Raw genomic sequence first — 22,571 nt, 5'->3', positions numbered from 1 at the left:
GGTGTTGCGAGATTTGTCCGAAGGAACAAATCCGTAAGCAATTAATAATACACGGTGTTGTAAAACGTTTTTTTAGTCTAAATATTCAACATCAGAACGAACTTTCTTACGCCATATTTTTCCATACTTTTCATCCATGAGTTCAAATATTCGCTCGTTATATATTTTTATGCACTCTTCAGTTGGAGGTGTACAACCAAAGTCAAAATATTCTATTCCATATTTTTTCTCAAATCTTGTATCAGATAGAGAGTTTGCTCTTGGGGCAATCGATCCAACTAAAAGTAATTTTGCTCTATTATTATTCCAGTCTTTGTCTGCCTGTTCTTTGTTATATTCACAGTGAGCTTCTATGATTAGAGTCGTTTTGGTAATTCCGTCGTTGGTTTTTATTTTAAAAACTTGATTATCATATCCAAAAACTAAAAGTTGAACTTCATAAAGCTTATATGGTTTCAGATTTTTTAATTCGAAAAAAACCTAAGCTGTCTGCCATTGTCATTCTCTCTAAAAGAGGCTTTTTACTGTTCAACAGTTCAATATCAATTTCTGAAATTGGTTTTACACCTGTAATAGAGGATTTTACATATCCGTTAATCTCAACTTGAGAATATGAAATTCCATAAACTAATATAAAGGTTAGTTTGAGAAGTGTTTTCAATAAATTCGTTTTCATGAGCAATGTTTTACAACGTATTTGTATAACTGTTGTTACGGGATTAAAGTTACATATTTTGTTTAAAAACTAGTGTTAGTAATTACCGAGTGGATTCGGACGAAGTCGAATCCGCCGTAATTGTGGTTATACATTGTTACCACATGTTTTTATTCAGTTTTGTTTTTTAGTTTTTCCAATTCAATTTTTGTCAATCGTAATTCTTTATTCAAAGAGTCATTTTTAGATTCAAATTCGATTATTTTCTTTTCTAACTCCGATGTCTTTTCTTTCGATTCAGTTTGTTTGAGTTTCAGATTGTAATTTCGATTTGCATAGTATACAGCTGAAACTCCAAATATTATTGATAGGCATATTGGTACTATTCTATACCAATCAAGAGGCTTTTTAGAAATAAATTTCTCATATTCTTGATGTCCACCTAATTCCTTTGCTTTTATTCCTTTTTCTGTTAATCTATATTCGAAATGGTCAATTTTGTCAAAGTATTTATAGGTCATTCCTAGTCTTTGAACTCTAGAACTCATATCTAACATTTCTTGCTTTAATTCTTCAGTTGCTAATTCAAATTCGAAATCCTCATCTTCTGATAATATTTTCCAAACATTAAAACTTGTAATGTCTTGAATTTCGGATAGTACAATATTTAAATACTCGATTTCTGTTTTATAAGGCATTGTTTCTTAAATGTGTGGTAACGTTTTGTGTATTGTTATTTGCGATTTTTTGTTTGTAAAGTTAATTAAAAGTGATTAGCTTTTGATGTTATGAGATTTAGTCCGAAGGAATAAATTTGTAAGCAATTAACTATACATTTTGTTACCAGCTTTTTTCCATTTTTCAATTAGTTCATTCGACAAGGTTGCGCCCCAACCATTTGATCCTGCATTATGCATTTTAAATAGCTCTAAATCAAATTCTGACCTGATTCTAATTTGACATAATTTCTGTATTCCATTAAGCATAGAATAAGATAATTTAGGATTCCACTCACCATAAATTTGGGAAGCGCTTATTTCTCTTATGTTTTGAGTTATTTCGTGAATTGTGTTTTGATATTTAGGGTATTCGTTGATCAATTCTTCTGGAAGTTCATCTCCTAAGCCTTTAATTTTAATTTGATTGCATTCATTATCCCATTCAGGAATGTTGTCCGTTGTCAATAAATCTAGCATTTTATTTCCGAATTGAATTAGGTCAGAATCATTAATTGCATGTTTCCTGGAATAATATATAAGACTAAAGACACCAATTGCGGTCATTGCCCTAATGGAAAGTCTGTTAAATTCTTTTAAATTATCCATCTTGGTAGTTTGAATTGCTGGTAACGGTTTGTGTATTGTTATTTGCGTTTTTTAGTTGTAAAGTTAATTAAAAGAGGTGAGTTTTTGGTATTGCGAGATTTGTCCGAAGGATAAATCCGCAAGCAATTAACCATACATTTTGTTGCCTGTAGTTTTTATTTCAGTTCAATTACTTCGATTTTATTTTTAGTCAAACTCACTCCAACTTTGAATTCAGGCTCCCATTTGAATTCAGGATTGTTTTTTCTTTGGAAGCTATATATAGTCCAATAATATACATTTCCATCGTCAGAGATACTTTCGAGGTTAGAACTTGTTTGTCCTTTTATTTTGCGTATTCGTTTTTTAATTTGTCGGTTAGAATCAAATATCTTTTGAACCTTTGATATTCGTTTCATTTCAGCGATAGTCTCTTTGCGAAATTTTTTTTCAGAGTTTACTCCGTGAATACTGTCCATTTTTTTCCAAAGTTCTGTATGTACTGTTTTTACGCTGTCAACTAATTTTTGTGAAATTATAGAGCCTGCAACTTGATAAAGTTCAATTTCCCATTTTTTTCCAACGAATTCCATCGCTTTTCTATAGTGATAATTCGATGAGCCATAAGTCAAAATTCGATCAGGTTTTCTTTCGGCTTGCGAGAATGAAGTCCAACTTAGAAGAATGATTAATATGAATAATGTTTTTCTCAAATTACTGGCAACGGTCTCGGCTATGAGTAGTTGCGTAGATTAGTACTAAACTTTGCAAGTCATATATCAAACTTAAAATCCGAGAGGGTTTTCAGAAGTAGAGGAGAACAAGCAATTAATTATAGCCTTTGTTAGCAGTTGGTTTTTTATTTTTTTAATGTATAATTAAACTTTGAATTTTGAATTCTTTCTTTGGTTTTGTCAAAATTCAATGAGTCATTCAATTTTTTATAGATTATATTTTTTTGAATACTAATATTGATATTGTTTGAGGTTAAATCTACACACTCAGAATATATTTTCAATGCAGATTCTAAATTCCCAATAAGATACTCCTTTGTTGCCTTTTTAAATAGTGACTCGTAAGATTTTGTAATACCGTTTGTTTTTTGATTGATTTCTATTTTTCCATTCGTGTTTTTTGAATTGGAAAATAAGATATAATGAAATAAAACTTCCTTGAGAACTTTCACCTTTTTTCCGTTTACGACTGGGGATATCCACATTCCATTAGTTTTTAAAATTGCCTTTTTCAAATTTTTGTCATATGATTTATTAATGTGATGATGAATTTTTATATCACTGACTTTTCCATCTGTATTTATCACAAATGTCGAGTAAGATAAATGTTCTTTCCCGTTTGAACGTCCTTCTACAAATGGTTGAATAAAACTTTTTACGTTAGCATAGTCTTTATTCCTGAATTTTGGATAAACTTTTTGATTTTCAATATATAAAGAGTCTTTTCCTTGTTTGATAATATTCTTTTCGTCAAGAGTTAATTCATCCAAATACACTTGCTCTCTAGAAAAAAACATCCTTGCCGAACTAGGACTAATTTTATTATTGTTTAACTCAATTAAAATTAGTTGTCTATTATCTATTTTTTCAATTTTAAACTTGTTGAATAGTAAATCGATAATATCATTTTTAACTGTGTATTTAATTTTATAGCCCTTTTCGTTGTAAACAGAGGAAATATACATTTGACCATTATTTTCAAAAGTATATTTGATAAAATTTTTATCTCTTTTTTCGATAAATGGATTATTTCCTTTATCAAATGCCTCTATTTTTGTTTTAATCCAAGAGCCAAGAATAATTCTGTTATTTTGGCTAAATAGAGTTGTAGAGAGAATAAATAAAAATAGAGATGTTGTTATTCTGATGTTCATTTTTTAACTTGCTGCTAACGTATTTGTGTATGATTTTTTGCGCTTTTTCTGTAAATTTAATAAAAAAGCTTTGAGTTGGGAATAATATGATTTAGTTTAAAAAAGTTAGTATTCCGCAACTAAATATACACACTGTTATTTGCTGGCTCTTTATTAGTTGAAAAATAAGGACTATATATTTTCAATAGCGATTATTTAAAGATGTTCTTTTATGTCGAGGTTTGTCTAAGCGCGGACTTTACTAAATAAATTGACTGTTTTTTATTTAAGTCGCCATTATGATAAATAATGCGGCTTGCATATAACGTTTAGTATATGAAAAGTAGGCGGTTTCGAAGCACTAAACTTTCAGTTAAGCATAAAGTTTGATACAAGCAGTGAACCTTTATATTAGTAATATTACGCCTATTTTTTATATACATTGTTACCAGCTTTTATCTACTCATAGTAATTAAAAGGTCATCAATCTTTGCTCTTAATAATTCAGCAGGTTCGACTCCATTATCTTTCATATCTAACATTTTGCAAAGATCTTTGGCTGATATTATAACAATTAGTTTACCTGCTTCCTTTAAGGCGCCACTTGCAGCTTTATATGCATTTACATGACCATCATTTTTAGCAATTATAAAAGCTACTGAACGTAATGCTGTTGTGAACAAATACTTCTCAGTGGTGTAAATTTCACCTTGATTGATAACATCTGAATAATTTTTGTATTCGAAAATAATATATCGACTTTTGAAATCATGAAGAATTTCTTCCCAGAAGTTTTTTCCTGAGGGTCTAACTCTACAAAGTAGGTCGAATTTGTGCAAACCGTCAAGAGTGCTGTTCTGATCTTTCCACAGTTCTAAATCATTATTGAATAAGTACTGTAATATCTCGGTGCATTTTTTTTCAAATTTTGAAAAGTCGCCACGACCAGGGCCTATATCACTTAATTCAGCACAAAGTTGCTTGCCTTTAAGTTCTATAATCTCACCTTCTTTATCGGTTATTCGAGTATTTAGAAAATCTTGGATTAAAGTTGAACTTATATTTGTGTCAACAACTGAATACTCTTCAACAGGTTCTCCAAATAATTTGAAAAGAAACTCTTCAAGTTTATAGTATAAATCACCAGAATCAATCACCAAGGCAAATAGTTCTCGAATGTCCCAAATCACTATACCATAGTTCTTAAAAATATCGTTTTTAAAAGCTTTATTTACAGAGCTAGATATAATCAACAAAGGAATAGTGTCTTTTCGATTCTTATGAACAAAGAATAATTGTTGACAAGCTCTTTTAACCAAATCAATTCTTGCCTTTTTATTTCTTTGGATTTTTATTTCAACAATTGCTTCCTTACCATTCTTTACAATATCTAAATCGTAACCAATATCTCTATTTCGGCTTACATCTTTTACTGTAAAACCTTTAAATTTTAGAATTTTAGCAATCAGTGCTTCAAATTCTTCGTAGGTTTTAAATATGTCTAGTCGCTTATTTTCTTCCATTTTCTAATTGCTGGTAACGGTCTCGTATAACCGTCAGTTACCGGTTTTAAATTACTATTTTTCGATTAAGCACTGATGCTCGCAATTCCGAGTGGATTCGGACGCAGTCGAATCCGCCGTAATTGCGGTTATACATTGTTGTAGCCAGTTTTTATTCAGTTTAATTTCCACCATTTCGGTTTTTTTGATTTTTTCCAACTTTTAAATCGTTTGTTCAAAATTGGCTTGAATTTTTCATAATTCTCCCAATTATCTTGAATATGGTAAAGTGTTGGCAAATCTGTACCCAAAGTTTCAGAATAATCTTCTAAAAAGTCTCCATTTTCATAGTATTTATACGTGAATTCATTCCCTAATTCAGTCAAATCATCATCCATTAACACTCCATCAAGATTTCTTTCGAAAAATTCAGCTCCAGTTAATTTTCTTTTTTTGACTTTAGAAATTTCTGAATTCAAAAATTCATCGTCATTTGTGTCGAAAAGTCCATTTTCAATAATCCAAGTCAAGTAAAATCCAGTATGAACATAACCTTGAAAATTGTCTAATTCATTCGGAAATTCTCCGTCAAAATGCCATTTCGCTTTATCATATACTCCGTTAAAACCATCTGGTCGTTTTAGGATTTCTACTTCAATATATTTTTTGTCAATAAATTCTTGTTTTAATTTATTCAATTCATTTATTGCTTTTGCATTTGTTCCGCAATGTTTAGTAGATTCAGAAATTCCGCTTTTCCCAATTTTTCCAGATTGAATTTTCAATAGATGTCTATCGATTTCCATCTGAACAAAATCAGTTGTTACTCTATTTTTCTTTTCTAATCGAATTGTCATTTTCAAATTGGCTACAACGTTTTGTGTATTGTTATTTGCGATTTTTGATTGTAAAGTTAATTAAAAGTGGTGAACTTTTGATTTTGCGAGATTTGTCCGAAGGATAAATCCGCAAGCAATTAATAATACATTTTGTTGGCAACTGGTTTTAATTTGTCAAAAATCCATTTCTTTTTTTTAGGGTTGTCGATAATGTAGGTCAATTCGTCTACTCTTAAAGACTTACATGAACTTTCAGATATGGGCTCGTATCTTAATTTTATAGTATCTTTTATTTTACTAATTCTAACATCATATTTATCACATCCGTTAACTTTATATATTGTTTTGACGATAATTATGTCGTCTATATAGTTAATTTGAACTTTATTAAAGTCAAACTTATATTTCCCAACGTTATATTTGTATTCTGGTTCTCCGATTTCAATAGATTTAAAACCTATTAGATTTCCATTGTGTTTTTTTTGAGTTTCAGTTACGCATGAATTAAGAAAAAGAGTAAGATACAATATAAAAAAAGAGTGATAGTATTTTTTCATCTTAGGACTTGTTGCCAACGTATTTGTGTATGATTTTTTGCGGGAAAAGGACGCGAGTCATTTTTCGTTGATGCGGAAAGATAATTAATAAGATTGAATTTCCGCCGAGGAAATTCAGCCGCAATTAATTATACACCTTGTTGTGCTACGTTTTACCAAAACAAAGGTCTTTTACAATAATAACATTTATCGATTCCAGATGTATTTATTTTACTTGATAAATTTTCGTAAGAAAGAGTTTCTATTGTTTTTTTAAATTCAGCAAGAGTCTTTTTATTTAATGTTTGAAGAGTTATTGTCAGGTAATTGTTTTTGTAAGCGATGTAATTATTACTGAAATACTTTTCTCCAATTCTAAAGTCGTGTCTAAAGATATAATTATCACCAATTTTTTTTGATAATTTCTTTAAGGAATTTGAGTTAAGAATTTCATGTTTCAGAACTTCACACTCTTCTTGGAAAAATTTATTTAAACTTTCAAAAGATTGTCTTCCTGTTATAAGTCCATAATTACAGATTTTAAACTCTAAAGAGCTTTTATTCTCTAAATCAGTATAGGATTGAACATTACTACAGGAGTCTAGTGTTTTTTGAGTTAGTGATGACGGAATCTTAATCCTCATGTTATGAAATTCTATAACTCGTGTTTCGTTAGATTTGTCATTACAGGAAAGTAATGTGAAAATAAATAAGATAAATAATAATTTTCTCATTAATCGTTTTAATGTTGCACAACGTTTTATGTGTATGTTTTTTGCGATTTTTCTGTAAATTTAATAAAAAAGCTTTGAGTTGGGAATAATATAATTTAGTTTAAAGTATTTAGTATTCCGGAATTAAATATACACACTGTTATTTGCTGGCTCTTTATTAGTTGAAAAATAAGGACTATATATTTTAAAAGCTATTATTTAAAGATGTTCTTTTATGTCGAGGTTTTTCTAGGCGCGGACTTTACTAAATAAATTGACTATTTTTTATTTAAGTCGCCATTATGATAAATAATGCGGCTTGCATATAACGTTTTGTGTATTGTTATTTGCGATTTTTTGATTGTAAAATTAATTAAAAGAGATGAACTTTTGGTATTGCGAGATTTGTCCGAAGGATAAATCCGTAAGCAATTAATAATACATTTTGTTACCCAATGTTTTTATTCAGATTCAGTTAATTTATAAAAATCAGTTTCTTTTTGAATATCAGATATAGATTTGTTGAATTTCTTTTTTAGATGTTTATCTATTAGTTTATTATAACATTCCATTTCTGACCTTAAAATGCAACCCATTGAATAGTATTCAATATCATATTTCGATCCCAAAATTTCATCCATTCCTATAATAGAGCCAATACCAAAATGAAAGTATTTTAATTCACCCTTTTTTAAGTCAATAGAGAATCTATTTTCCATTTTTTCACAAGTATCTAATTCATAATATTCAGTAAGTCTCTTTTGTTTTTGTAAAGATTTATAATATTCAGTCCATAAATGTAAATTTAAAACAAAACAGATTCCAAATGTGCCAATCATTGTTTTTGTCAAGAAATTCCGCCAATCTTTAGCGAGGGAATAAAGTCCAACACTTATAAAACCTATAAAAAATAAAACTTTTGAAATTGTCAATTCCAACTTTACATTGTACCAATATTGCATTTTTACTGAATTAAAAATTAATAAAGTAAATGTGATAATTGATAAAATTAGAAGGATGTATTTTGTTCTTGTTTTCAATTTATTGTAAATGTTGGGTAACGGTCTCGGCTATGAGTAGTTGCGTGGGTTAGCGATTAACTTTGCAAGTACACACCAAGCTGAAAATCCGAGAGGATTTTCAGAAGAGGGCGAGAACAAGCAATTACTTATAGCCATTGTTGTAAGCAGTTTTTTATAGTTGATTTATGTATCCAACAACTTTGGATTCAGGTTCGTAAAATACATATAAATATCCGTGTCCAAAGTGTAGATAAGGGTCAAATGATTCTTTATCTAAAATCTCTTGTCCATTTACAGTTTCCGAGTCATCAATATCTCCTATCTGAAATAGAAATTCCATTTTGTTTCCAGAAATTGGACAATTAAGCCAATTTTCATCGTGAATCCAATTAGGTATTACAGTGTGACCAATTTCTCCAGGCACCATGTCAAATTCGTGAACGCCAACCTTTATTTTTCTTGAAGGTGCATTTTCAATCTTGAAATTCAATTTCTTATATTCAATATAGGCATCCGATGGTATGTCCTCAAATAATTGATAAAAATTCGAATCCACATTATCCCTTATCAGTTTTGGTTTTTTTGGGTCTGAATAGTCAAAAAACACAGGTGATTGCAAGTCAATGAATATTGGACATAATAAATGTAAGTCAAAATCAATTTTCGGGAAATGAGATTCATTTTTGGATATGCACCCAAAGTAGACAATCGGACTTGTCTCTAATTCAGGAATATTAATTTCGGAACTTGCCTTTCCACCAATTGAGTTAATTCCGTTGTCGTCCAAAATCAGACTTGCTTTGTCTGATGCAGATTTTTTCTTAAATATTTTTGATAGTATTCCCATTTCTCAAATTGCTTACAACGTCTCGTATAACAAGCGTAGCCTGCCGATAGGCGGCTATGATTTGTTATACATTGTTAGCTGCTATATTTATTTTTATTCAATTCTTTTAATGCTCTTCCTGCTGCTGATTTTCCATTATCCATTGCGGTTTTGGTCAATTCAATCAGTTTATTTCTTGCAGGTTCATATTTATGAAATCCTATTATATCTATTGCTCTTTCTTGGATATACATATCTTCATCGTCCAAAAAAGAATAAATATACGATTCAATTTCCTTGCTTTTTACTAAAGCCATAACAGAAAAAGCTAATTGTTGTCTTAAATCTTCTTTATTTTCAGAAACTTTTTCCAATTCAGTCAGAAGTTCAGCGATTATTTCTTCTCTGTTGTCTAAGTCAATTTCATTTTCTCTTTTCGGATAATCAAAAACTTGAACATCCAACTCACTAAAGTCGTAAGCCTCTGGGTTTTTATTAATCGTATTTATCAATTTAGTAATGTTCTTAAATTTAGGTTCAAGATTTACTTCGTCGTGAGATAAATAACAAACAGTTCCTTTTAATTTTCCTTGAACATATAAACACCAATAGTTTGAGTTGTTATCGGTTAGTATTGGAATCAAATTTTCGTAAATTTCATATTGCTCAAAAAATTCAAGCATACTTTCAAAATCGTCTCTCTCAATTAGCTCAAAACCATCTCGGGATTCGTAACTCAGAAGATTTTTTAAGTCATCTTTTTCGATTTCGTATTTTGAAAAATGTTCCATATTTATTTTCGTAGGTATTGCAGCTAACGTTTTATGTGTATGTTTTTTTGCGCTTTTTCTGTAAATTTAATAAAAAAGCTTTGAGTTAGTAATAATATGATTTAGTTTAAAAAAGTTAGTATTCCGCAACTAAATATACACACTGTTATTTGCTGGCTCTTTATTAGTTGAAAAATAAGGATTATATATTTTCAATAGCGATTATTTAAAGATGTTCTTTTATGTCGAGGTTTGTCTAAGCGCGGACTTTACTAAATAAATTGACTGTTTTTTATTTAAGTCGCCATTATGATAAATAATGCGGCTTGCATATAACGTATTTGTGTATGATTTTTTGCGGGAAAAGGACGCGAGTCGTTTTCCGATGTTGCGGAAAGATAATTAATAAGATTGAATTTCCGGTGAGGAAATTCAGCCGCAATTAATTATATACCTTGTTGTACATAGTACTTTTATTCCCATTTCGAGATTAACTCCTTAATTCCTTTTTCAATTCCATTGTAATATTCTCCTTTTTTGAAGTCAGGAATAATAATGTTATCCATTATTTTCTTACATATTTCGTCCGTCAATATTTTTTCAGTTCCATTACCCGTTGAGATTCTTATTCTCCTCAAGTTTTTGCTGAAAACTATTGTAAGTCCGTTATTTTTTTCCTTCAATCCAATTCCGTTGTAATTTGAAAGGTCAATAGCGAATTTGTCGAAGTCAGTATATTCTCCGATTGAAGCTATTGATACTATAGCAATTTGATTAGACGATTTTTTCTCAAACTCACGAATAATCAACGTCAATTTTTCTAACTGTTCTATCGTAAAAATGAATTCATAATCATTTACTTCACGTTTCAGTTTTGGTAAATCACTTTCTCCAAGATCAAATTCTGAAAATTCAACTTTAGGCGCTTCTGATTTAGATTCTATATTATCAACCTGTTTTGATTTACAACTAGAAACTATTAAAACAGTAATTATAAATATTCTAAATATCTTTTTCATTGGTATTATGTACAACGGTTTTGTGTATGGCTCGTCGCGGAAAATCAGCTATGATTTTCCGACGTAAAACGAAGATAGCAAATTGCAATGAATTCCGATTAAGGAATTCAGTCGAGATGAGCTATACACGTTGTTACCACACGTTTTTTATTTTACTATTTTTAATTCAGTTAGTAATTGTTCATTCGAAAATCCAGAACAACTGTTGTCTTGAAATTTAATTTTTTCAGCTCCGTTATCAAGATTATAACTAATTCCGAAATTACAGGAATTGTCAGCATTCTGCATTAAATTCAGTTTACGTTCAAACAAAGCTATTTTGTTAATAACAGATTCCGTTATTTTTATTTTTCCACGCTTTATTGTTTTACCATTTTTGTAATATTTATATTTTAAAAATCCATTTTTAGGCTTTAAAATCAGCTTGTCAGATTCAAAAGTCTGATGTCCCCAAGATGAAATTAAAACCCAACTGTCATTGTTTTTAATTGACTCTTTAATTAAAGATTTCTTATCGTAGTCTTTATATTTATTTACACAGATTTTTATTTCAGTCAGTTCCTTTGTTTTTGTGAAAGTCGTATCGATTTGCTGTCCAAAAATATTCGTGTACTCGATTCTTAAAAAGTCAGAGTTATTTACGATTATCTTTTTTTCATTTCCCCAATATTTTTCAGTTTGTTCAAATTTTTGGTTGGTCAGAATTTTTGGTTTTGCCCTATCTAGTTTAAACATAGTAAAACCATTTTCTTTACTACAATCATTGGAAAACAATTCAATTTTGTTTTGGGCAAACGAAAAGATTGTGTTTAAAACTAAAATTATCGATATGTAATGTGTTTTTTTCAAATGTGTGGTAACGGTCTCGTATAACCGTCAGTTACGGGTTAAATTAGCGATTATTTTCGGATTAAACACTAGTCTTAGCAATTCCGAGTGGATTCGGACGTAGTCGAATCCGCCGTAATTGCGGTTATACATTGTTGTAACACGTTTTTTATTCAGTTGTTTTTCTAACAAATTGTAAAGTTTTTCCGTTGAATAATTCGATTGAAATAGTGTCATTTTCAATTTTTTTCAACATTCTTGTTTCATTGTTATTTTCAAAAGTCAGATTATAAGTCAGACTTTGCTCTTTTTCAAAAATTCTGTTTGGATAAGATAAACTATCCACTTTTTCGAGCCTTCCAAAAACCGAAGATTTCACATTTTTAATAGCAATGTTTTTATTCAAGTCAAAATTAGGACTCAATCCAATTATAGCACTTAAGCCACTTTGTTTTGGTTTAATAAATTGTAAGTAATATCCTGTTCTGATGTTCAAAAATTTATCCTTTTCATATTCAACTTTAGTAAAAGGCAATTCATCGTCGGTTATTTCAGTTCCAGTATATTTATATTCGTGAAAATGTCCTCCAGGACAACCCATTAACATAAAACAGACTAAAATCAAAAAGATTATGTTTATTTTAGATTTCATTTGTGTTTGTTTGGTCGAAATGTGTTACAACGTATTTGTGTATGATTTTTTGCGGGAAAGGACGCGAGTCGTTTTCCGTTGTAGCGGAAAGATAATTAATAAGATTGAATTTCCGTCGAGGAAATTCAGCCGCAATTAATTATACACCTTGTTGGGCAACGTTTTCTAATAATCCGCAAGAGTTATTTTCACTCCGTTTATTTCCATTCCGCTTTTCAATTCCGTTTTTTTGATTTCGTAATAAGGATTCCACTTTTCCAAAATCAGTTTGTTTTCGTTTGTCCAGCCTTTTATTTTAAACCCGTCTGGAATTAGTCCTTTTTCGAGGTCAAATTCAGTTTTTTTATTTTCAATAACAGACCAAAATACTCTTGAATATCCAAATCCGCCATTGTCTAATTGGTATTCATAATATTTATGTTTTTTGTTTGGTGAAATTGCCTTTGAAATAAGAATAAAATCACCTTCTTTTAGTGAATGCTTCGAATGAAAAGTTTCCGCAACTTCATTAAAGTCAGAGTTGATTTTAACTCCGATTCCAACAATTCCGATTAAAATTATTGTAGTTATTATTAAAATCCATTTTTTCATTCAGCTCGGGATTTTCAAATGTTGCCCAACGGTCTTGTATAAGAATAGTAAGGGGTTAAAACGCTCTTACTTATCGGTTTAGTACTTAGCCAAATTTACAATTTTACCGTTAATTTTCTTTTTATATAACCGTCAAATTGAAAATTTGGCGGTCTTTGTTAATTAGCACAAGATTTGGGTTTTGCACTATAACCCTTATTATTTTTATACCTTGTTACCTGCTGGCTTTTCATTCTCAAAATCAAAATATAACTGGACATAACCATTTATTGCTTGAAGTCTTAGAGTTAGGCTCTCAAATTTCCATTTCCGACCATCCCATTTATCTTTATTAAATTCATTATCTCTCAGTTCTCCTTCATTATCTATATCATTACCAAAATAAGTTAACATTCTTTTGACTAACCTTTTAACTTCTTTATCGATTATAAACCAATTTGTAGGTTTGTCTTGACTTAAGAAAGTACTTGTTTCTTCTTCTGTGTTGGTAGGATAAAAGACTCCAATTTTATTAAAAAAACCAAATAAAAAATAGGGAAAATAAAATGTTCTAAAAATGCCATCTTCAGATTTTGAATCATAAAAACTATCTGACTTTAATAAATCTTGCATAATTTTTAAATCGAGGTTAGGGTTATCAAAATAGAAGAATTTTTTGTAAAATTCTAAGAACTCGTTGGGTTTGAAAACTCTAGTATTTATATTTAGTTCCTCAAATACTTTTTTAGTTTTTTTAAAAGATCTGTTATCATTAATTACATAAATATTACAAGTTGAAGCAAAGGCAGCGTGAAAAGCATCATCAGTTGTATTTTTAAATGTTTCTTTTCTGCCTTTTTTGATATTTACAGTATCTTCTTGGTAACCGTGCATATCAAGTTTTAGATATGTATTTGTTATATCATCAAACCATTTTGGAGCATTTTGATATTCAGGATAGAACTGTTCAGGATTGAAACCTAATTTATCATAAGTTTTTTGAATGAATTCAAATGGTTTTTTTGTATCGAATATTTGATCTCTATTAATTCCTGTTCCGCTTTGAACTGTTTTTCTTAAATCTTTATAATCTTCCAATTCGTTAAGATTGAAGTTCATTTTACTAAAACTTTTAAAGAAACCTTCTATTGTAGGGTTTTCTTTTAAACCAGGGAACATTTTTTCCATAACTTCAGAACTTTCAGGTGTTTCAAAAGCTTGTTTAAAAGACTCTTCAATTGGAATAGACTTGAGTAAATCAAATATTGGTTTTACAAGCCTTTTTGTTAATTCATCATCTTCAAAGTTTTCTAATAATCCATCTATACTTATATCTTTGAATGTGTTTTTGTCAGAGATATTTTGTTCAAACAATTCTTTTGGCGGATAATAGTCTAATATGATTCCTTTTCCATTATTAAAAAGGCAATACTCATTTGTTATATCAGAAATAAATTCTAAATCAGAATTTATATATTCTTGCTGTTTTGATGTTTCTTTAAAGCTAGAGGATATGTCGTTTATGTGTGAAGTTGAAAAGGGTATTAATAAATTTTCATTGTTTAATATTAGCTCTTTCAATTCATCGTGTTTTCCATTTTTCATTTGGGATAAAACATTCCAGTCAAAATAAACTTTTATCATAGGTTTTGATTAATCTTGATTTTCAGCTTGCAGGTAACGTATTTGTGTATGATTTTTTGCGGGAAAAGGACGCGAGTCGTTTTCCGATGTTGCGGAAAGATAATTAATAAGATTGAATTTCCGATGAGTAAATTCAGCCGCAATTAATTATACACGGTGTTAGCTGTAGTTTTATCTATAAATTATTTTCTTAATTTCTTTATCTGAATTTACTTTCTTTACACTAAATTTTAAGCCATAAGATTCATTATTTTCCTCTCCAATGCTAAGAGTTTTTATTCTATTCTTATTAATTATAACATAAAAATCGTCTGACTTTTTTTCTGAAGAAAAAATAATATCTGATCTTTTCGGGCTATACTTAGAAACAATTTCAACAATCTCATTTACTACAGGGTTTTTGTGATTAAATTTGATGTAGATTCTGTTCTGTTTATTATTAAATAATTTCTCGTTTATCCAAATTTTATTCTCTGTTGAATTAATTCTATGTTTTTCTATTCTTCCGTTTAAGTACTCAATACTTAATTCTTTATTTATTAATGAACTATCACAATAGAAAAAAACACTGTCTTTGACTACTCTCTCAGGCATTTGAATATTTCCTTTTTGAATATAATGTTTGAAAGGTTTTACATGATAAATAGTGTCATTTATTCTTGTTAATTTACCATGAAACTCTTCATAGTTTCCATGGTTTTGACTTGAATTTACATAAATTATTGTGTCACGATTCTTTAGTTTTACAATTTCTAATTCACACTGTTTTACAAAGTCAAAACAATAAAAGTCATGAAAAAAATATTCAACATCTGACTGTTTAATGTCTTTTTTAGAACATGAAATTAAAGATGAAAAAACTAAGATTAAAGTTAACTTAGTTACTATGCTTCTAATCATATTTATCTTTTGGTTTAAGTTCTATTACAGCTAACGTTTTATGTGTATGTTTTTTTGCGCTTTTTCTGTAAATTTAATAAAAAAGCTTTGAGTTTGGAATAATATGATTTAGTTTAAAAAAGTTAGTATTCCGCAACTAAATATACACACTGTTATTTGCTGGCTCTTTATTAGTTGAAAAATAAGGACTATATATTTTAAAAGCTATTATTTAAAGATGTTCTTTTATGTCGAGGTTTTTCTAGGCGCGGACTTTACTAAATAAATTGACTATTTTTTATTTAAGTCGCCATTATGATAAATAATGCGGCTTGCATATAACGGTTTGTGTATTATTAGTTGCGTTTTTTTTCCAAATGTAACTAAAAATTATTGGTTTTTAGTTTCAGCGAATACTTCCTAAAGAATCCAGAATTAAGCAATGAATTATACACGGTGTTACCCACAGTATCTATTCCTTCATATCATATTTATCAAATAATTCAGAAAGTTTATTGAATTTTGATTTAGATAGTAAAATGAATCTTGGAATCTCTCCTACTATTTTATAATTACTACATTCAAAACAAATCTCAAAAAATCCGTCTATATTCTCATTAGAATCATAAAATATGATTCCATGACGAGGAGCGTAACATGAATCTACTGTATAATCTTCTATATCTGTTTTTTGGTTAAACAAACTATTAAGAAAAATTGTAAAATCCGATTTCTTTATTTCGGTTTTCTGTCCAATTAATTTTTCTTCCAATTCAACTTTCCAGTTTTTATTTTTAATGTACTCTTTTTTAATTATAGTTTCGTTATCACATTCCTTTTCCAAAATTTTATCTCCATTATCATTGAAAAACTTTACCTTCCTACATTTCGGTAAAATTTTGATTAATTCAATACGGAGTATTTCAGAGTTTATAAATTTTTCAGTTTTTGAAACTATTGAATCAATATCAGAAGTTGACAATTCCATGTCTGTTATAAATTCTTTATTAGTCTGTGAAAAACCGTAAAAGGAAAAAAGAAAAATAACATATATTATCGCGTTTCTCATTATTGTGGGTAACGTTTGTATAAACTTAAATGCAGTATATCTACATTTATCTTGTTGTTGTTTAAGTGTTTGATTTATATTGTTTTATTGTCTAAAAAAGTGTCTAATGGACTTTTTATTTTTGCAAGAGACTTGCTAGTAACTCTTGTGTAAATTTCAGTTGTTTTGCTGCTTCCATGACCTAAAATATTTTGAATATATCTTAAATCTATACCTTGTTCTAACATATGTGTAGCGAATGAATGGCGTAACATATGTGGAGTGACATTTTGTGAAATTCCTGCCTTCAAAGCAGCTCTTTTTAAAATTTTAGCAACACTGCTGCTACTATATTGTTTTCTATTAAATCCTTCTATTAACCAATAATTTGGTTTATATTCATTTATATATAGATTATGCAATTTTTTCATATGCTCTGCGAAAATTGTAGTTCTATCTTTGTTTCCTTTTCCAGATCTAACAAATATAAGATTTTTATCATATAAAATATCTTCTTTTCTTAAGGCTAATAACTCACTTATGCGTAAGCCAGATGAATAAAGTAAAGCTAAAATAAACTTATGTTTTAAATTTTTACTGTGTTTTAATATCTTAAAAATTTGTTGCTCACTTAAAACTTTTGGAAGTTGCTTTGGCTTTTTCGGTCGTTCTATATAATATGTTTTGCGGTCTCTCTGTAAAACTTTTTCAAAATAAAATTTAATAGCATTTATGGCTTGATTCTGTGTGCTGATAGATACTTTTTTTCTTTGAATTAGGTAGTCTTGAAAGTTTCTAATGTCTTCTTCGGTTGCACTTTCAATAGGTTTTTTATCTAAGAAATCTATAAATTTTTTAAGAGAAGAAGTGTAAACCTTTATTGTGTTGGTACTGTATCTCTTTCTTTTTAATAATAATTCATAAGATACCGGAAATGTTGTGATGTGTTTTTTATTTTGATTTCTAATAATACGATTTGTAAAAGAGATATTATGGTTTTCTAGTAAGTTTAAAATTTTATTTATGTTTTCTGAGGATTTCAATAAATACCAACTTTTTAAGCTTTTGCTCCATTTTATACCATTCAAATTTTTAATGATGTTAATGATTTCTTTGTTGTAAATAAAGCGAATAGTGATTTGTGAATTTCCTTTATGGGTAGTACATTCCAAAATAACATTAGAATTAGTCATCATAGCAATTTTCTTTTATAGCATTGCTAAAATAGTAATTTAAATGAAAATGGTTAAATACGAAGACGATACAAAAAAATAGAGTTTGAAGACCAAAATAAATTCAATAAAAAAATCCAACATTTCTGTTGGACTTTTTTGCTCCCCCTCTTGGGCTCGAACCAAGGACCCTCTGATTAACAGTCAGATGCTCTAACCAACTGAGCTAAGGAGGAGTTTGCGACACAAGATTTGTGTTTTGCGAGTGCAAATATAACATCATTTTTTATTCCGCAAACGTTATTTCACGTAATTCTTTGAAGAAATTTTGTTGAGAGAATTAAATCAGTTAAGAATGAATGAGATAGGATAATAACTAGATGTGAGTTTTTTTGAAAATAAATTCAATAAAAAAAGTCCAACATTTCTGCTGGACTTTTTTGCTCCCCCTCTTGGGCTCGAACCAAGGACCCTCTGATTAACAGTCAGATGCTCTAACCAACTGAGCTAAGGAGGAGTTTGCGACACAAGATTTGTGTTTTGCGAGTGCAAATATAACATCATTTTTTTATTCCGCAAACTTTTTAGTGAAAAAAAACGTTTTTTTTTAATTAGTGTCTCAAAATTAAAATCTTAAAATTAAAGAATGCTATTTTACTAAAAGTTGTACTTTTGTATTAGTTATTCTTATTACAGAAAAGTACAATTGTTTTATATGGACAAGTTTTCGTTCTTAAATGCAGCACACATTGGTTTTATTTCAGAGTTGTATGAACAATATCAGAAAAACCCAGATGCTGTTGAACCAAGTTGGAGAAGTTTTTTCCAAGGATATGATTTAGCAAACGAGAATTACTCGTTAACTGATGAAGAAGAGATAGAGATTCCTGAAGAAGTTCGTAAAGAGTTTCTAGTAATCGATTTAATAAATGGATATCGTACCAGAGGACACCTGTTCACTAAAACGAATCCTGTAAGAGAGCGTAGAAAATATACGCCTACTTTAGATTTAGCAAATTTCGGATTAACGGATCAAGATTTAACAACGGTATTTAATGCCGGACAAATTTTAGGTATTGGCCCGCAAACGTTATCTGTAATCGTTAAGCATTTACAAAACATCTACTGCGATAGTATTGGTGTAGAGTATATGTATCTTAGAAATCCAGAAGAGATTAAATGGTGGCAAGATCGTTTGAATAAAAACGACAATCACCCAAGTTATAATTTAGAGGAAAAAAAATACATCTTATCTAAATTAAATCAAGCCTCTACTTTCGAGAGTTTTTTACAAACAAAATATGTAGGTCAAAAACGTTTCTCTGTCGAAGGTGGAGAAACTTTAATTCCAGGTATTAGTGTGGCGCTTCGTGATGCTGCTGAAAAATATGGAGTTCAAGAGTGTGTTTTAGGTATGGCTCACCGTGGTCGTTTAAATACATTAGTGAATATCTTTAAAAAACCTGTTCGTGATTTATTTAGCGAGTTTGAAGGTAAAGATTTCGAAGATGAAACTATAGATGGAGATGTAAAGTATCACTTAGGTCTTACGTTAAGTAAATCGTACAGAGGTGGTCAAGAGATGAAAATGAACTTAGTTCCTAACCCTTCTCACCTAGAAACTGTAGATGCAGTTGCTGAAGGAATTGTTAGAGCTAAAGTGGATTTAGATTATGATGGGGATGATTCTAAAATTCTTCCAATTTTAGTACATGGTGATGCTGCAATCGCAGGTCAAGGTATTGTATATGAAGTTGTGCAAATGGCACAATTAAACGGATATAAAACGGGTGGAACAATTCACGTTGTAGTAAATAACCAAGTTGGTTTTACAACGAATTATTTAGATGCTCGTTCTAGTACATACTGTACAGATGTTGCAAAAGTAACATTGTCTCCTGTATTACACGTAAATGCAGATGACGCAGAAGCTGTTTGTCACGCAATGCAAATTGCTGTGGAATACAGAGCAAAATTCAAAAAAGATGTGTTTATTGACTTATTAGGATACCGTAAATATGGTCATAACGAAGGTGATGAACCAAGTTTTACACAGCCTAAATTATATCAATTAATCAAGAAGCATAAAAATGCGAAAGAAATTTACGTAGCAAAGTTATTAGAAGATGGATCAATAACTAAAGATTACGTGAAACAAATTACAGACGAATTCAAAGAGCATTTAGAGGCTGAGTTTACAGAATCAAAGAAGAAAACAACTTCTAAGATTCAAGATTTCATGCCAGACGTTTGGGACGGATTCGTGCGTAAGCAATTAGAAGATATGTTACAGCCAACAGATACAACATATTCTGTTGAAGCATTAAAAGATATTGCAAAAGTAATTTCATCAACACCAGACGGACATAAGTTTGTTCGTAAAGCTGAACGTATTTTAAAAGGACGTGCAGATATGGTATTTGAAAAAAATGAGTTGGATTGGGGTACTGCCGAAAATTTAGCTTACGGAACTTTACTAGAAGAAGGTTACAATGTTCGTATTTCTGGAGAAGATGTAGAAAGAGGAACATTCTCTCACCGTCATGCGATCATGCGTGATGAAAATACTTTAGAGCGTGTAAACTTATTAAACACAAATCCTAAAAATAAAGGAGAGTTAACAATTTTCAACTCTCATTTATCTGAATACGGAGTTTTAGGTTTCGATTACGGTTATGCAATGGCTGCACCAAATACTTTAACAATCTGGGAAGCACAGTTTGGTGATTTTGCTAACGGAGCACAAATCGTTTTCGATCAATATATTTCTTCAGCAGAAGACAAGTGGAAGTTACAGAACGGATTAGTAATGTTATTACCTCATGGATATGAAGGTCAAGGACCAGAACATTCATCAGCAAGAATAGAACGTTTCTTACAATCTTGTTCTACAGATAACTGGACAATTGCAAATTGTTCTACACCAGCAAATATGTACCACATTTTACGTCGTCAGATGAAACGTGAATTCAGAAAGCCTTTAGTGGTATTTACTCCTAAGAGTTTATTACGTTTACCAGCGGCAGTAAGTACAATTGAAGAATTAGCTGAAGGAACTTTCCAAGAAGTAATCGATGATACAATCGATACAGCTAAAGTGAAGAAAATGGTATTCTGTACGGGTAAATTCTATTACGACTTATTAGCTGAACGTAATGAATTAGGTAGAGAAGATGTTGCTTTAGTTCGTATTGAGCAATTATTCCCATTACATAACGACAAAATCAAAGAAGTTATGGATAAGTATCCAAACGTTGAAAGTTATGTTTGGGCACAGGAAGAACCTAAAAATATGGGAGCTTGGTCGCACATGTTAGAGCGTTTTGAGCACGCAAGATTAGAATGCGTTTCAGATGCATACAGAGCTGCTCCCGCTGCAGGTTCTAAAAAGCGTTCAGAAGAGCGCCACAAAGCAATTATTGCTAAAGTTTTTGATAAATAAAAAAAGAATAAAATAAATTTCAGATATAAAAATTAATACTGATGGTTTTAGAAATGAAAGTTCCTTCTCCGGGGGAATCAATTACAGAAGTAGAAATAGCAACTTGGTTAGTTGAAGATGGAGACTATGTAGAAAAAGATCAACCAATTGCCGAAGTTGATTCTGACAAAGCTACGTTAGAATTACCAGCGGAAGAAAGCGGAATTATCACTTTAAAAGCAGAAGAAGGAGATGCTGTAGCAGTTGGTGCTGTAGTTTGTCATATAGATATGGGTGCTGCTAAGCCAGAAGGTGGAGCAGAGAAGAAAGAAGATGCACCAAAAGCTGAAGAGAAAAAAGAAGCTCCTAAAGCTGAACCAGCAAAAGATACATATGCAACAGGAACTGCGTCGCCAGCAGCTAAGAAAATTTTGGCTGAAAAAGGAATTAGCGCTGCTACTGTTAAAGGAACAGGGAAAGACGGAAGAGTTACTAAAGAAGATGCGGTAAAAGCTGTTCCATCTATGGGAACTCCAGGAATGGGAGCTCGTGGTTCTGAGCGTAAGAAATTATCGATGTTGCGTAGAAAAGTTGCAGAGCGTTTAGTTGCTGTAAAAAATGAAACGGCAATGTTAACTACATTTAACGAAGTTAATATGAAGCCAATTTTCGATTTGCGTAACGAATATAAAGAAGCTTTTAAAGCGAAACACGGAGTTGGTTTAGGGTTTATGAGTTTCTTCACATTAGCTTGTGTTAGAGCGTTACAGATGTATCCAGCTGTAAACTCTATGATCGATGGTAAAGAAATGGTTTCTTTCGATTTTCAAGATGTTTCAATTGCTGTGTCTGGGCCAAAAGGTTTAATGGTTCCAGTAATTAGAAATGCTGAAAACTTAACGTTTAGAGGTGTTGAAAGCGAAGTGAAGCGTTTAGCAATTAGAGCTCGTGAAGGTCAAATTACTGTTGATGAAATGACAGGAGGTACATTTACAATTACAAATGGTGGTGTATTTGGTTCTATGTTATCTACACCAATTATTAATCCTCCACAAAGTGCAATCTTAGGAATGCATAATATTGTAAACAGACCAGTTGCAGAAAACGGAGAAGTTGTTATTCGTCCGATTATGTATGTAGCTTTATCTTACGATCACAGAATTATTGATGGTAAAGAATCTGTAGGTTTCTTAGTTGCTGTTAAAGAGGCTTTAGAAAATCCTGTAGAATTACTAATGAACGGAGATATTAAGAAAGCTTTAGAAATGTAATTTTCTTTAAAGTGAATATAAAATTAAAAAATC

23 protein-coding genes and 2 tRNA genes are annotated in these 22,571 nt (G+C 30.3%); 2 read left to right on the top strand and 23 right to left on the bottom strand.

Annotation, left to right across the window (positions count from 1 at the left end):
- Window positions 1-72 precede the first annotated feature (72 nt).
- The 23 genes from AC2TEO_RS09315 to AC2TEO_RS09205 all read right to left on the bottom strand — a co-directional run bounded on the left by AC2TEO_RS09315 (window position 73) and on the right by AC2TEO_RS09205 (window position 18,363).
- On the bottom strand, window positions 73-354 hold the full coding sequence (locus tag AC2TEO_RS09315; RefSeq protein WP_484730889.1) for an FEKKY domain-containing protein: 282 nt from the start codon (window positions 352-354) through the stop codon (window positions 73-75).
- A 91-nt stretch (window positions 355-445) separates the two neighbouring features.
- Window positions 446-676 carry a hypothetical protein gene (locus AC2TEO_RS09310; protein ID WP_442264553.1) on the bottom strand — a complete coding sequence of 77 codons (231 nt, stop codon included), beginning with the start codon at window positions 674-676 and terminating at the stop codon, window positions 446-448.
- Between the two features lie 149 nt (window positions 677-825).
- Window positions 826-1,353 carry a hypothetical protein gene (locus AC2TEO_RS09305; RefSeq protein WP_442264552.1) on the bottom strand — a complete coding sequence of 176 codons (528 nt, stop codon included), beginning with the start codon at window positions 1,351-1,353 and terminating at the stop codon, window positions 826-828.
- Between the two features lie 126 nt (window positions 1,354-1,479).
- The gene (locus AC2TEO_RS09300) at window positions 1,480-1,851 is read right to left on the bottom strand and encodes a hypothetical protein (protein WP_442264551.1); all 372 of its coding nucleotides are present in this window, start codon (window positions 1,849-1,851) and stop codon (window positions 1,480-1,482) included.
- A gap of 284 nt (window positions 1,852-2,135) precedes the next feature.
- Window positions 2,136-2,672, bottom strand: coding sequence for a hypothetical protein (locus AC2TEO_RS09295; protein WP_484730853.1), 537 nt, complete (start codon window positions 2,670-2,672; stop codon window positions 2,136-2,138).
- A gap of 146 nt (window positions 2,673-2,818) precedes the next feature.
- Window positions 2,819-3,847 (bottom strand): hypothetical protein, encoded by a 1,029-nt coding sequence (locus AC2TEO_RS09290; protein ID WP_442264549.1) that lies wholly within the window; start codon window positions 3,845-3,847, stop codon window positions 2,819-2,821.
- Window positions 3,848-4,281: 434 nt separating this feature from the next.
- Complete coding sequence (locus AC2TEO_RS09285; protein ID WP_442264548.1) at window positions 4,282-5,349, bottom strand: restriction endonuclease; 1,068 nt, start codon at window positions 5,347-5,349, stop codon at window positions 4,282-4,284.
- 155 nt (window positions 5,350-5,504) lie between these two features.
- Window positions 5,505-6,185 carry a DUF7832 domain-containing protein gene (locus AC2TEO_RS09280; RefSeq protein WP_442267755.1) on the bottom strand — a complete coding sequence of 227 codons (681 nt, stop codon included), beginning with the start codon at window positions 6,183-6,185 and terminating at the stop codon, window positions 5,505-5,507.
- A gap of 119 nt (window positions 6,186-6,304) precedes the next feature.
- Window positions 6,305-6,724, bottom strand: a complete 420-nt coding sequence (locus tag AC2TEO_RS09275) for a hypothetical protein (protein ID WP_442264547.1) — start codon at window positions 6,722-6,724, stop codon at window positions 6,305-6,307.
- A 152-nt stretch (window positions 6,725-6,876) separates the two neighbouring features.
- Window positions 6,877-7,437, bottom strand: coding sequence for a hypothetical protein (locus tag AC2TEO_RS09270; protein WP_442264546.1), 561 nt, complete (start codon window positions 7,435-7,437; stop codon window positions 6,877-6,879).
- 440 nt (window positions 7,438-7,877) lie between these two features.
- The gene (locus AC2TEO_RS09265) at window positions 7,878-8,255 is read right to left on the bottom strand and encodes an FEKKY domain-containing protein (protein ID WP_442264545.1); all 378 of its coding nucleotides are present in this window, start codon (window positions 8,253-8,255) and stop codon (window positions 7,878-7,880) included.
- Window positions 8,256-8,610: 355 nt separating this feature from the next.
- Entirely contained in the window at window positions 8,611-9,285 is a 675-nt protein-coding gene (locus AC2TEO_RS09260; protein ID WP_442264544.1) for a hypothetical protein, read from the bottom strand.
- A 74-nt stretch (window positions 9,286-9,359) separates the two neighbouring features.
- Window positions 9,360-10,055 (bottom strand): SMI1/KNR4 family protein, encoded by a 696-nt coding sequence (locus AC2TEO_RS09255; protein ID WP_442264543.1) that lies wholly within the window; start codon window positions 10,053-10,055, stop codon window positions 9,360-9,362.
- Window positions 10,056-10,507: 452 nt separating this feature from the next.
- Window positions 10,508-11,053 carry a TPM domain-containing protein gene (locus tag AC2TEO_RS09250; protein ID WP_442264542.1) on the bottom strand — a complete coding sequence of 182 codons (546 nt, stop codon included), beginning with the start codon at window positions 11,051-11,053 and terminating at the stop codon, window positions 10,508-10,510.
- A 147-nt stretch (window positions 11,054-11,200) separates the two neighbouring features.
- Window positions 11,201-11,788 (bottom strand): hypothetical protein, encoded by a 588-nt coding sequence (locus AC2TEO_RS09245; protein WP_442264541.1) that lies wholly within the window; start codon window positions 11,786-11,788, stop codon window positions 11,201-11,203.
- Window positions 11,789-12,050: 262 nt separating this feature from the next.
- Window positions 12,051-12,533 carry a hypothetical protein gene (locus AC2TEO_RS09240; protein ID WP_442264540.1) on the bottom strand — a complete coding sequence of 161 codons (483 nt, stop codon included), beginning with the start codon at window positions 12,531-12,533 and terminating at the stop codon, window positions 12,051-12,053.
- 165 nt (window positions 12,534-12,698) lie between these two features.
- The gene (locus tag AC2TEO_RS09235) at window positions 12,699-13,124 is read right to left on the bottom strand and encodes a hypothetical protein (RefSeq protein ID WP_442264539.1); all 426 of its coding nucleotides are present in this window, start codon (window positions 13,122-13,124) and stop codon (window positions 12,699-12,701) included.
- Window positions 13,125-13,328: 204 nt separating this feature from the next.
- Entirely contained in the window at window positions 13,329-14,747 is a 1,419-nt protein-coding gene (locus tag AC2TEO_RS09230) for a hypothetical protein (protein WP_442264538.1), read from the bottom strand.
- Between the two features lie 171 nt (window positions 14,748-14,918).
- Window positions 14,919-15,647 (bottom strand): hypothetical protein, encoded by a 729-nt coding sequence (locus AC2TEO_RS09225; RefSeq protein ID WP_442264537.1) that lies wholly within the window; start codon window positions 15,645-15,647, stop codon window positions 14,919-14,921.
- 451 nt (window positions 15,648-16,098) lie between these two features.
- Window positions 16,099-16,614, bottom strand: a complete 516-nt coding sequence (locus tag AC2TEO_RS09220) for a hypothetical protein (RefSeq protein ID WP_442264536.1) — start codon at window positions 16,612-16,614, stop codon at window positions 16,099-16,101.
- A gap of 155 nt (window positions 16,615-16,769) precedes the next feature.
- Window positions 16,770-17,867, bottom strand: a complete 1,098-nt coding sequence (xerA, locus tag AC2TEO_RS09215) for a site-specific tyrosine recombinase/integron integrase (RefSeq protein ID WP_442264535.1) — start codon at window positions 17,865-17,867, stop codon at window positions 16,770-16,772.
- Window positions 17,868-18,008: 141 nt separating this feature from the next.
- Window positions 18,009-18,082: transfer RNA gene (locus tag AC2TEO_RS09210), tRNA-Asn, on the bottom strand.
- 207 nt (window positions 18,083-18,289) lie between these two features.
- Window positions 18,290-18,363, bottom strand: a tRNA-Asn gene (locus AC2TEO_RS09205).
- A 198-nt stretch (window positions 18,364-18,561) separates the two neighbouring features.
- Here AC2TEO_RS09205 and AC2TEO_RS09200 point away from each other — a divergent pair.
- Together AC2TEO_RS09200 and odhB are read left to right on the top strand one after the other, a co-directional pair.
- Entirely contained in the window at window positions 18,562-21,288 is a 2,727-nt protein-coding gene (locus AC2TEO_RS09200; protein ID WP_299681354.1) for a 2-oxoglutarate dehydrogenase E1 component, read from the top strand.
- Between the two features lie 41 nt (window positions 21,289-21,329).
- Window positions 21,330-22,538: a 2-oxoglutarate dehydrogenase complex dihydrolipoyllysine-residue succinyltransferase gene (odhB, locus tag AC2TEO_RS09195; protein ID WP_442264534.1), complete on the top strand. Its 1,209-nt coding sequence runs from the start codon at window positions 21,330-21,332 to the stop codon at window positions 22,536-22,538.
- Window positions 22,539-22,571: the final 33 nt, after the last annotated feature.

Source organism: Tenacibaculum aquaeponti (genome assembly GCF_057221555.1).
The sequence above is the reverse complement of the archived record's forward strand: the minus strand, read 5'-3'. Positions and strand labels throughout refer to the sequence as shown.